The sequence below is a fragment of the Mesorhizobium shonense genome (assembly GCF_040545255.1).
Lineage (GTDB): Bacteria > Pseudomonadota > Alphaproteobacteria > Rhizobiales > Rhizobiaceae > Mesorhizobium > Mesorhizobium shonense.
The window spans coordinates 1,030,731-1,041,971 of sequence record NZ_JBEPLM010000001.1 but is presented as its reverse complement, the minus strand read 5'-3'; the positions used below and the strand labels follow the sequence as shown (position 1 = coordinate 1,041,971).

The 11,241-nt window shown below is 62.3% G+C and carries 14 protein-coding genes; 13 read left to right on the top strand and 1 reads right to left on the bottom strand.

Annotated features, from left to right (window positions below; genetic code table 11):
- Window positions 1–2 precede the first annotated feature (2 nt).
- Entirely contained in the window at window positions 3–722 is a 720-nt protein-coding gene (locus tag ABID26_RS05180) for a L,D-transpeptidase (protein WP_354414164.1), read from the bottom strand.
- A gap of 234 nt (window positions 723–956) precedes the next feature.
- Here ABID26_RS05180 and ABID26_RS05175 point away from each other — a divergent pair, with 234 nt between their 5' ends.
- From ABID26_RS05175 to ABID26_RS05115, 13 genes are all read left to right on the top strand, one after another.
- A complete protein-coding gene (locus tag ABID26_RS05175) occupies window positions 957–1,613 on the top strand; it encodes a type III secretion protein (RefSeq protein WP_292373720.1) in 657 nt (218 codons plus the stop codon).
- A 12-nt stretch (window positions 1,614–1,625) separates the two neighbouring features.
- Window positions 1,626–2,246, top strand: a complete 621-nt coding sequence (locus ABID26_RS05170; protein ID WP_292373722.1) for a hypothetical protein — start codon at window positions 1,626–1,628, stop codon at window positions 2,244–2,246.
- A gap of 10 nt (window positions 2,247–2,256) precedes the next feature.
- Entirely contained in the window at window positions 2,257–3,093 is an 837-nt protein-coding gene (gene sctJ / locus ABID26_RS05165) for a type III secretion system inner membrane ring lipoprotein SctJ (RefSeq protein WP_354414161.1), read from the top strand.
- Window positions 3,090–3,713 (top strand): SctK family type III secretion system sorting platform protein, encoded by a 624-nt coding sequence (locus ABID26_RS05160; RefSeq protein WP_292373726.1) that lies wholly within the window; start codon window positions 3,090–3,092, stop codon window positions 3,711–3,713. Before sctJ ends, ABID26_RS05160 begins: the two co-directional genes overlap by 4 nt.
- Complete coding sequence (gene sctL, locus ABID26_RS05155; protein ID WP_292369249.1) at window positions 3,713–4,333, top strand: type III secretion system stator protein SctL; 621 nt, start codon at window positions 3,713–3,715, stop codon at window positions 4,331–4,333. Before ABID26_RS05160 ends, sctL begins: the two co-directional genes overlap by 1 nt.
- Window positions 4,330–5,679, top strand: a complete 1,350-nt coding sequence (locus tag ABID26_RS05150) for a FliI/YscN family ATPase (protein WP_292373728.1) — start codon at window positions 4,330–4,332, stop codon at window positions 5,677–5,679. The genes sctL and ABID26_RS05150 overlap by 4 nt, the downstream gene beginning before the upstream one ends.
- On the top strand, window positions 5,676–6,164 hold the full coding sequence (locus tag ABID26_RS05145) for a hypothetical protein (protein WP_292373730.1): 489 nt from the start codon (window positions 5,676–5,678) through the stop codon (window positions 6,162–6,164). The genes ABID26_RS05150 and ABID26_RS05145 overlap by 4 nt, the downstream gene beginning before the upstream one ends.
- A 152-nt stretch (window positions 6,165–6,316) precedes the next feature.
- On the top strand, window positions 6,317–7,297 hold the full coding sequence (gene sctQ, locus ABID26_RS05140; RefSeq protein ID WP_292373732.1) for a type III secretion system cytoplasmic ring protein SctQ: 981 nt from the start codon (window positions 6,317–6,319) through the stop codon (window positions 7,295–7,297).
- On the top strand, window positions 7,290–7,943 hold the full coding sequence (sctR, locus tag ABID26_RS05135; protein WP_126101731.1) for a type III secretion system export apparatus subunit SctR: 654 nt from the start codon (window positions 7,290–7,292) through the stop codon (window positions 7,941–7,943). The genes sctQ and sctR overlap by 8 nt, the downstream gene beginning before the upstream one ends.
- 18 nt (window positions 7,944–7,961) lie before the next feature.
- The gene (locus ABID26_RS05130) at window positions 7,962–8,231 is read left to right on the top strand and encodes an EscS/YscS/HrcS family type III secretion system export apparatus protein (RefSeq protein WP_126085461.1); all 270 of its coding nucleotides are present in this window, start codon (window positions 7,962–7,964) and stop codon (window positions 8,229–8,231) included.
- 9 nt (window positions 8,232–8,240) lie between these two features.
- Complete coding sequence (sctT, locus tag ABID26_RS05125) at window positions 8,241–9,056, top strand: type III secretion system export apparatus subunit SctT (protein ID WP_292373734.1); 816 nt, start codon at window positions 8,241–8,243, stop codon at window positions 9,054–9,056.
- A gap of 167 nt (window positions 9,057–9,223) precedes the next feature.
- Entirely contained in the window at window positions 9,224–10,048 is an 825-nt protein-coding gene (locus tag ABID26_RS05120) for a D-glutamate cyclase family protein (RefSeq protein WP_292373735.1), read from the top strand.
- Window positions 10,049–10,211: 163 nt separating this feature from the next.
- Entirely contained in the window at window positions 10,212–11,204 is a 993-nt protein-coding gene (locus ABID26_RS05115; RefSeq protein WP_292369885.1) for an IS481 family transposase, read from the top strand.
- The last annotated feature ends 37 nt before the right edge of the window (window positions 11,205–11,241 follow it).

Sequence of the window (11,241 nt, the reverse complement as noted above, 5' to 3'; positions counted from 1 at the left end):
ATTCAATGCCGGACAATAATCTGGGCGCCGATCTTCACTCGGTCATATAGGTCGATTACGTCGTCATTGGTCATTCTGATGCAACCGGAGGAGTTGGCCTGTCCGACGGTCCATGGCTGATTGGTGCCATGAACGCGATAAAGCGTGTTGCCGATGTAAAGCGCACGCGCGCCCAACGGGTTGTTCGGCCCTCCCGCGACAAGAGCGGGCAGGAAGCGGCCTTTCGACGCTTCCCTGGAGCGCATTTCGGCCGGCGGCCGCCAATCCGGCCAGTCCTTCTTGCTCGAAATCGTGTCGCGGCCCGACCACTCGAGCCCCTCCTTTCCGACGCCCACCGCATATCGCAGGGCCTTGCCGTCCCCCAGAATGTAGTAAAGGCGTCGCTCCGTGGTGTCGATCACAATTGATCCCTTCGGTTGAGCCTCACCGAAATCAACGATCTCCCTAGCGATTGCCGACCATGCAGGCCGCAATTCTCCGCCAGCAGCCCGGTCGGGAGCGGATGGCGAGACCAGCACATTTCGGGCTTGATCGTAGCTCCAGCTTCGCGGGTCATAGCCGCTATTCGATTGACCCTGCGCCGGCGCCATGGCGGCAGTCAACGTGGCCGCGACCAGAACCGAATTACCCAAGCCCCTCACGAGACGCGAACCGGTCAGGATCCAGCGCCCAGTGCCGGCGGGATCATTTAAGCTCGAGAGAAGGTACTTCTGTCCCGCCACCCAGGCCGATCCCTTTCATATTCGAGCATGGAGCCGGCGACCAAGAACCGCTTCTGCCTGATTCCATGCGCACCATATCGCTTTGCTCACCGTTCGCAACATTTGGAACCAAGCACACATATGCAATCCAATTGGACTTCCAATTTGGCAACGCGCGCGATAGGATGAACTCGGCGGGTAAACCATGACACGGGCGACGCGGGCTATTGCTCCGCGCCCCTGCGATAGGACCCAATGTTGACGGCACGCGGTACCTGCCATGTGCACCAGTTGTCGAAAGCCAACGCTGCCTTCGTGGCCGGCGGCATCGCGGTGATTCTGATGTTCGGCCTTGCTGCTTCGCCGGCCAATGCCGCCGAGCCGCGCTGGCCTCCCGGTCCCTACAAATACATCACCATCGATCAGTCGGTGACGGATGCGCTTGTCGAGCTTGGCCGCAACATGCGGGTGCCCATGCGCGTCAGCAAGCTTGTAAAGGGGCGCCTGAGCGACGGCATGCCCGTTGGAACGGCCCGTGAGTTTCTCGAAGAGATTTGCAATCGATACGGCCTCGTCTGGCATTTCGACGGTATCGTCATGAACGTCGCGACAGAAGCGGAGGTCCAGACGGAGATGATCCCGCTTGACGCCAATACGGCTGGCGACGCGGAAGATCGGCTTTCGCGACTGGGCGTCCTCGATCCGAAGTTTCCGGTGAAGGTTTCCAGGCAGGACGACGTCGTCTCGGTATCGGGGCCGCCGTCCTATATCGAACTCGTCAGGAAGACGCTCGGAGTTCCGGCCGCACAGGGCGCCAAGCAGGAAGCGGGCAAGGTTGCTTCGGTCCGCGTTTTTCGCGGAAGGCAGGCGGAGGCGCAAAATGTCCCCTCCGCAAAACCGATTAAGGAATAGGAGGGCAGCTTCATGCAGATCGCGCCGATTGGAGCCCTGGAGGCCACGCTGGCAAACTTGACCACCAGCATAGGCTCGCAGCAGCAGATCAACGCCGGCGCGGCGGCGCAGCCGGGCAACCGAGCGGCAGGCGCCAAGCAGGAAGAGCACGAAGCCGCGCGGTCCAACGCGCCTGAGCGCGGCGATGTCGCCACACGCGCAGGCCAGCAACTGGCGCAGGCATCGTCCGGAGCCAATCCGGCAATGGCCGGCCAGTCTCCCAAATCGGAAAAGACGGAGCCGATCGTCGAGCGCAAACTCTTCGACTATCTGGCCGAGGTGGAGAAGTCCGGAGGGGGAACGATCGCGGATCCCTCGGCCCTGTTCGGCTCCGCCGTTCAGTCGCTGGAAGGAACCATGCAGCAGGTCCAGAAGGCGCTCGGCAGGGCGAACACGCCGGCGCACGCTGAAACGGCCGCCACGCAGGATGCCGCACCGTCAGGCAAAGAAGCCGAAAATGCTCCGGCAAAGAATGCCGAGCAACTGCTCGAACGGTCCATTTCGGTGATGTGGGCGGCAGCCAATCTCGAAGTCGTGACGAGCAGCGTGAAGGCCGTGACTTCGTCCACCAGCACCCTGATCAAGCAACAATAGGCGCTGCGGAGTGTTCGTGCCCGAATTGGTCCTGCCTCGGCGGTCAGCGCTGTTCAGTCGATGCGTCGCCGGGTGCCGCGTCGCGCTTGTTGTCGTGGGCATGCTTATGCTCCAGGCCTGCTCGGTGGAGCTCTATTCCAACCTCGATCAACGGCAGGCCAACGAGATCGTGGCCACGCTGATGCGTCATGGGATTCCGGCCCAACGCGAGGCCAGCAAGGACGGCAAGATGACGGTTTCGGTACAGAAGGGCCGTTTTGCCGAAGCCATGGCTATCCTCGACGAAAGCGGTTTGCCCAAACAGGAATTCCAGTCGCTCGGCGAGGTGTTCAAGAGGGGCGGGCTTGTGTCCTCGCCGGTGGAAGAGCGGGCGACGATGATCTATGGCCTAAGCCAGGAGCTTTCGCAGACGATCTCGGACATCGACGGCGTGCTTTCCGCGCGCGTTCATCTCGTTCTGCCCGAAAACGATCCGCTGAGACAGCAGTTGGTGCCGTCATCCGCCTCCGTCTTCATCCGGCATCGGGCATCCGTGCCGATGAATGCGTTGATCCCACAGGTCAAGATGCTGGTGGCCAAGGGTATCGCCGGGCTGACCTATGACAACGTCTCCGTCACGCTCATTCCGGTCGCCACGACAGCCCCGGAGCAGGAATCCGAGGCAGGGTTTACAACCTTCCTTGGCCTCTGGCTGCATCCGGACAGCGTGGCGGCCGCGATGTGGCTGTTCTACGGCATGGCGGCGGCGATAGTCGCGCTGGCTGCGCGGTTGGCCTACCTGCAGTGGTACCGACGACTCGGTGTCTATGCCCTCGACGCTTCCGCAATAGCTGTGAAGAAGACATGATCCGCGCCCGCTCGGAGCAAGCCGCCAGCCCGCAGTGGCAGGCATTCGTCTCCGGCCCCGCATCCTATGCGGACGCGGCCCGGCTCTCGGACTGCTTTGACGGCGCGATCGGCGAAGCCGCGTGCCATCGCATGCTGCAGTCGCAACGCCTGCATGAGCGGTTGTCGAAGCTTCTGCTGGAGCGTTACCGCCTCTCTTGCGCGGTCGATGAACCGTCCGACGAAGTGGATCGGGCGATCGCCCTGTCTTCGGGCGAGGAACTGGAGGACCTCGCGCTTCGCTCGGGAGCAATCTACTGGGCCGGCAGTCTTGCCGCCGTCATTGACGGACGCGAGGCCGACGCGCTGCAGGCAGCGCTCGGCGTGGATCTCTGTACTTTCGCAGTCGCCAACCGTGACCTGGCCGGTCCAGTGCGGCCGTCGGAGCCCTTGGAAGATATCCGCCATCGTGTCTATGCCGATGGCCTGAGCTGCCTTGGCGGGTGGTGTCAGGCAATGCCTGGCGAAACGGGCATGCGCGTTCGCCTCAAGCTCATGCCGCATGAATTCGTCGACCGGACGGCCAAGCCGTTCGTCGAGTGCGGTCCGGCGATCGTCCGGCGCGCGATGGGGTTGACGTGATGGTCGAACCGGACACTGCGACCAACGATATGCCAAGGCGGCCTTACGCCCGCATTCTGCGCGCCGCCGAGGCGCGCGCCTGGCAGGATGGCTATGCATTTCTCGATGGGGCGAGGCGTGATGCCCACCAGATGCGCGACGCCGCCCGGCGAGCCTATGCGGCCGAATACGCGCAGGGCTACGAAGACGGCAAGGCGCAAGGCGATGCCGATGCCGCCCGGCTGATAAGCGAAACGGCGGTCAAGGTGGATCGCTATCTTGGCGGGTTGGAAGCCGAAGTCACCAGTCTCGCCCTCGATGTCGTCAGGCGGATTCTGGGAGAGTTCGACGTCGGCACGCTTGTCGCCAAGGCAGCAGGACAGGCGGTGACCGATATTCGCCGGGCCAAATATCTGAAGGTCCGCATCCATCCCGCATCCGTGGACCGGGTTCGCGAAGAGCTGGACGCGGCCTTGCGCAAGAGTGATCTGGGCATGACGGTCGAAATCGATGTCGACGATGCGCTGGCGCCGGCTGCTTGCATACTCTCGACCGATGTCGCCGTCATTGACGCCAGCATTGACGCTCAGCTCGATGCCATCGCCACCGCAATCTCGTCAAAGGCCGAGGCGCCGGCATGACAGGTCTAGCAATCGATATCGAAGGCCGTCTGGCGTCCATCATTCCAAATCTCCGCTCCGGCCTGCGCGACGATTCCAGCCGCCCTCGGAAAGGGCGTGTGCGGCGGTTGATCGGGACGGTCATCCACGCAACCGTCGAAGAAGCCCGGATCGGCGAGATATGCGAGCTAGTCGACCCCAAAACCGGCAGGACGACCAAGGCGGAAGTCGTCGGGCTCATGGACGAGATGGCGATCCTTGTTCCGTTAGGCGATCTGACCGGCCTTTCAAGCCTGACCGAGGTCGTTGCGACCGGAAAGGACCAACTGGTGCCCGTCGGTCCCGGCCTTCTGGGCCGCGTGATCAGCGCTTTCGGAGAACCATTGGATGGCAAGCCGCTTTCGGCGGAAGGCATAGTCGGCAGCTATCCCGTCAATGCCTATCCGCCATCCCCGCTGGAGCGCAGCCTGATTTCCGAGCCGATCCAGCTTGGGATCCGCGCCCTTGATGGGCTGCTCACCTGCGCGCGCGGGCAGCGCGTCGGCATCTTCGGCGAGCCTGGTGTCGGCAAGTCGATCCTGCTTTCCGATATCGTCAGCGGCACCGACGCCGATGTCGCCGTGGTTGCCCTCGTCGGCGAGCGCGGGCGCGAGGTGCGCGAATTCCTCGAACACCAGCTTGGACCGGAAGGGCGTCAGCGGGCGATCGTCGTCGTCGCGACGTCGGACCGGCCCGCCATCGAGCGCGTCAAGGCCGCTTATGTGGCGACCAGCATTGCCGAATTTTTTCGCGACCAGGGCAAGCATGTGCTGCTTGCGATGGACAACATAACGCGGTTTGCCCGTGCGCAGCGTGAAATCGGCCTGGCCTCGGGCGAGCCGCCGACGCGGCGCGGTTTTCCGTCTTCGCTGTTCGCGGTGCTGCCGCGCCTGCTCGAGCGCTCCGGGCCCGGTCGCGTCGGGTCCATCACAAGCCTCTACAGCGTCCTCCTGGAAGGCGATGGCACGCTGGATCCGGTCGCTGAGGAAATTCAGGCGCTGCTCGATGGCCATGTCTTCCTGTCGAACGAACTTGCGCAGCGGAACCATTTCCCTGCCATCGACGTCCTGCGCAGCAGAAGCCGTCTGATGGATGCCGTCGTGCCGTCCACGCATCGGGCCGACGCCGGCCGTCTGCGCGAATTGCTCGCCCGCTATGCCGACATCGAACTTCTCTTGCGTGTCGGTGAGTATGAAAAGGGCAGCGATGCCGTGGCGGACGAGGCGGTGGCGAAGAACGATGCCATCAACGCCTTCCTGCGTCAGCCGTCCGCCATGCACGAGAGCATCGAGAAGACTCGCCAATTGATGCGGGAGATCGTCGGATGAAGGAGCCCGACATGATCGCCCGATTGCGCGACCTCAGAAGCCGCCGTGAAGAACGCGCCAGGCAAGATGTGATCAGAAGGCACGCGGCGGCGCAGCGGGCGGCAAGGCAAGGCCAGGAGGCCGCCGCCGCGGTGACGGATCATCTCGAGCGTATGCTCGACGCCGAAGATGCGGCCTTCGGCGCGCTCGTAGGCCAGCCGGTAAAGGCTGCCAGCCTCCATCGGCTCCAGCGACGGTTCGAGGGCGCCGCGAGAAAAACCGATGAGTTGCGGGAAAGCGCGAAGACTGCGGCGCTCGCCGAGCAGCGACGACATGCCGAGTTGTCGGTGGCTCGCAACGATCACCGCGCGAGCATGAAGGCTGTAACCAAGCTGGACAGGCTGTCGGAGCAACTGGCCAGACGCAACGTGAGTCGTCGCCTGGCCCAGGCCGAGCTGTCCGAGGAAGAGGAGCGCGGCCAGTCGCGATTGCCCGCGCAACGATAGCCCGATCCGTGATCGATATGAATGTGATGCCTCAAGACGTCGCGCCGGCGAAAAGGAAAGCGCGGGTAAAACCGGCGAAACGGACCGCCGCACGTGCAAGCGGTGGAGAACGGCTGACGCTGGAAATTGTCGCGTCCGTGGATGTCGGGGCGTTGAACGCCTTCTACCGTCGCCGCAACGCCGCGCAGATCACGATTGCGCAGAAGGCCATGGCGATCGCAGCCATCTGGCCGGCGCCCGGCCCTGCGGACCAGCCGCAATGCTCGATCGGGTTCGCCGTCGGGGATATGGCCGCACAATTGCGCCTGCCGCTTTCCGTTGTCGAGCGGGGCCTCGCCAGGGTCGACGGATCGGTCGATATCAAACGGCTGGCGCCGGCTCATGCTGCGCTTCTGCTAGAGGCCGCGTTCGAAGATGATCTCGCGTGGATCGAGGGCAAGCTGGATGAGCGGATCGCGATCATCTCCGTCGCGCCGGAAGATGCAGTTTCCGGCGAAACTCCGTTCGCTTTTGTCCTGACCGGTAAGGATGAAACGATAGGCTGCGTCTTGACCGCGGATAATGCCGCTCTGGCGGTGCGGATCGGTCGCTTTCTCGACGAGCTCGGCAAGACCAGGGCGCCGGTCCCGGACGAAATTCCGCTGCCGGTCTGCCTTCGGCGCGGCCCGCTTACGCTCACCCTTGGCGAGCTTCAAAGCCTGCAGACTGACGATGTGGTGCTTCTCAGCGATGCGGTGGAGGAACGCATGGCGGCGCTCGTCATTGCCGAGCGCCTTTATGCGCCGGTGGCCCTGATGGCCGACGGCCCGCAATTGCTTGCCGCGCCGACCGCAATCGCTGGATCGAATTGGGAGTGGACCATGAACCAGACCGAGCAGCAGCCGGCCGTGCAGGCCCTGGAAGAGTCAACGATCGACGAGCTGCCGATCGCGCTTGCCTTCGAGGTCGGCCGCACCGCAATGCCGCTCGGAGAAGTGAGGCAGCTTGCGCCCGGCGCTATCGTTCCGCTCGCCGATGTAGCCGGGGCGACTGTCGACATCCTCGCCAACGGCAGGCGTGTCGGTCGTGGTGAGATCGTGCGGATCGGAGAAAGCATGGGCGTGCGGATCGTTCGCATGTTCGATAATGCTTGAGAATTCGCCCAACCTGCTTGGGATTCTGATCGCCGTCGGCGTGGTCGGATTGCTGCCGCTGGCGGTCGTCACGATGACGGGCTTCCTGAAGATTTCGGTCGTGCTGTTTCTGATCCGCAACGCGCTTGGCGTTCAGCAGATGCCGCCCAATCTGGTACTCTATGGCATAGCGCTCGTGCTGACGGTCTATGTCACCACGCCTTTGCTGAGCGAAATGTCGGCCCGGCTTCAGGAAGGGCAGGTCCAGTTCCAGACCACCGATGACCTCGCCAGGGCGGCGCAACTGGCCAGGGAACCATTGCAGCGCCACCTCATGAAATTCACCCAGCCGCAGGAGCGGCAGTTCTTTCTCGACGGAACGAACCGCCTGTGGCCGGAACAGGCCCGGCAGAATCTCAAGGACGACGATCTCTCGATACTTGTCCCTGCCTTTGTCGCATCCGAGCTTACCCGCGCCTTCGAGATCGGCTTCCTGCTTTATCTGCCTTTCCTGATCATCGATATCGTCGTTGCGAACGTCCTGATGACGCTTGGCATGATCATGGTTTCGCCGGTCCTCATTTCGATCCCGCTGAAACTGTTCCTTTTCGTCGCCATAGACGGCTGGTCGCGGCTGATGCACGGCCTCATCCTGAGCTACGGCTGACGCCGCTGGAGGTTTTGCATGAGCAACGACTTCATCCTGGCGAAGGTCCAAGGCGCGCTTCTGACGGTTTTGCTAGCGTCCAGCCCGGCGATCATCGCGGCGCTGGCCGTCGGCATCCTCGTCGGACTTGCCCAGGCGCTGACGCAGATCCAGGACCAGTCGCTGCCGCAGACCATCAAGCTCGTCGTGATCCTGCTCGTCATCATGGTCTTCGGTCCGCTGCTTGGCCAGCAGATCGCGCAGCAGGCCTCGACAGCATTGGACGAATTCCCCGTCGTCACGCGTTGAGGCACGCGGATGCCGGTCGAACCACTCTTCACCTCGGTCAAGGAGCTTCAGTTCTACCTCCTGGCAGGCGCTTTCGCGCTCGCTCGCCTGACCGGGTTCATGCTGCTGATGCCGCTCTTTTCGCGCGTGCCGCTGTCTGGGCTTCTGCGCAATGGCGTGGCGCTGGCGCTGGCGGTCCCGGTCTTTCCGATGATCGTGAACAAGCTGACGAGCACCGACCTTCCGACGACGATGATCGTGCTCTATATGCTCAAGGAGGTCGTCGTCGGGGTGACGCTCGGCCTGGCGATGGGCATACCGTTCTGGGCGGCGGAGGCGGCGGGCGACATCCTGGATTTACAGCGCGGTTCCACGCTGGGGACGCTGATCGATCCGATGATGACCCATGAGACTGGTGCTACCGGCACCTTCCTCGCAGTCATCATGGTCACGATCTACCTCGCAGCCGGCGGCCTGCAACTTTCCCTGACCGGCCTCTACGACAGCTATGGCCTTTGGCCGATCGACCGACTTCTGCCGGTGTTCAGCAAGGGCGCGGCCGGAATCTTCCTCGATCTGCTGAACCGCATCCTGGTGATGGCGCTGACCCTCGTTTTCCCGCTCGTCATCAGCATGCTCTTGTCCGACATCGTGCTGGCTTTTCTGGCGCGCGCCTCGCCGCACCTCAATGTTTTTGCGCTTTCGCTGGTCGTCAAGACGCTGGTCTTCAGCCTCGTCTTTGTCCTCTACGCGGCTTTCCTGCTTTCCTACATGAACCGTGACCTCGGTTTCCTGTGGGAAGCAGGCCGTCAGATAGAAGCGATCAGCTGCATAAACTGTCAGTGAGAGTCAGTATGTCTATGCTAAAATGCTAATAATAAGGGGTTCGCTGGCTAATCAATAAACACAATTTATCGAAGAGGAAAGATTCTGACGATTTGACAAGCGACTAGCCTGCCGATGATCTTACGCTCTTTCGACGCGTCCGCGAAACGTGCATACTTCAGGAAGCCATGGCTCGCCAGACCACTTCATTGTTCTATGACAATTTGCGGCTGGTGGATGCGGATAAGCTGCGCATGCTGGTCAGAACAGGTGCCTATGAAGGGCACACGGGCGGGCTTGCGCGCGGCAAGCTGCAGGCCAATGTCGTGATTGTCCCCAGCCGCTTTGCCGGCGATTTCCATCAGTTTTGCGTGCGCAATCCCAAGCCCTGTCCTTTGGTGGGCGTGAGCCGTGCCGGCAGCCCATTGCTCCCGGCCCTGGGTGATATCGATATCCGCACCGATGCCCCCCAGTACAACATCTATTATTTCGGCGAGATGATCCGTCAGAAGACGGATATCATCGACCTATGGCGGGATGATTTTGCCGCCTTCGCCCTCGGCAGTTCGCTTACCGTGGAAGCTGCCCTCATCGAAAAGGGGGTCAAGCTGCGCAGCAGAGGTCGCGGCAATGCCCTGCCCAAGTTTCGAACCAAGATCACGACGTGCGACGCGGGACCGTTTGGCGGCGAGATGGTCGTCTCCATGCGTCCGATAAGACTGAGCGATGTCGACAAGGTTCGCGCCCTTACAGCGCGCTTCCCGCGTGCCCACGGCTCGCCCATCCATGTCGGCGAGCCATCGATCATCGGAATAGCGGATCTGATGGCTCCCGACTGGGGCGACGCGGTCGAAATCATGGAAGGGGAGGTCCCGGTGTTCTGGGCGAGCAGCCTGACCGCGCAAGATGCGCTTGCTCGTGCCGAGCTCGCGGTATCGATCACAGTATCGCCAGGGCATATGCTGATCACCGACGTCGACGCACAAGCGGATGCCGGTGTCTTCAAGGTCTGATACCAGCCTTCTGGCCCTCTCCGATACCGCTGTCGGTTCCGGCGCCGCTGACGGGGCGCCTACGATCGGGATACTCCGGAAGCATCCGTCCGCTTTTCTAGCCTAGGTGTTTGATCCCAGGCTTTGATGGGGCATCCTTGTCCTCCGAATCGAAGGAGGCACTATGGGCCAGGTTCTCCATGGGAGCGCCACGACGACAGAGGCGGTCCGTCGAGCGATACAACATAGTCAAGAGAGCCTGAGAGCCCTAGCCAAGCGCTACGGGATCAACCAGAAGACTGTCGCGAAGTGGCGGGAGCGGACCTCAACAGCCGACCTTCCGACGGGGCCGAAAGAGCCGCGGTCGACGGTTCTTTCCGTCGAAGAGGAGGCGGTCATCGTCGCCTTCCGGCGCTACACGCTACTGCCGCTCGACGACTGCCTCTATGCGCTGCAGCCGACGATCCCGCATCTGACGCGATCTTCATTGCACCGCTGCCTGCAGCGCCATGGCATTGGCCGCCTGCCCGATGTCGAGGGTGACAGGCCGGCGAGGAGGAAGTTCAAGAGCTACCCGATCGGCTACTTCCACGTCGACATTGCCGAGGTGCGGACAGAACAGGGCAAGCTGCACATGTTCGTGGCCATCGACCGCACCTCGAAGTTCGCCTTCGTCGAATTGCATGAAAAGGCCACCACCGCCGTCTCGCGAGAGTTCCTGCTTCGGTTGATCGCGGCCGTTCCCTACAAGATCCACACCGTGCTCACTGACAACGGCATCCAGTTCACCACGCCCGGCGCAGGAGGATCAGCCGTGCCGCTGATCAAAGAGGCCATCGCCAACGGCGAGCGCTTCTGGGCTCATGCCTTCGAATACACCTGCGCCACCAACGACATCGAGCACCGTACCACCAGGGCCAAGCATCCGTGGACCAACGGCCAGGTCGAGAGGATGAACCGCACCATCAAGGACGCCACCGTCAAGCGCTTCTATTACGAGAGCCACGATCAGCTGGGCCAGCACCTTGCCGACTTCGTTACGGCTTACAACTTCGCCCGCAGGCTGAAGACCCTCAAAGGGCTCACACCCTACGAGTTCGTCTGCAAGGCGTGGACCAATCAGCCCGAACGCTTCAGACTAAATCCGCTCCAGCAAATGCTGGGACTAAACATCTAGCCGTCCCAAACTCGTCAGTCCGCTTGCGGCCCCGAAG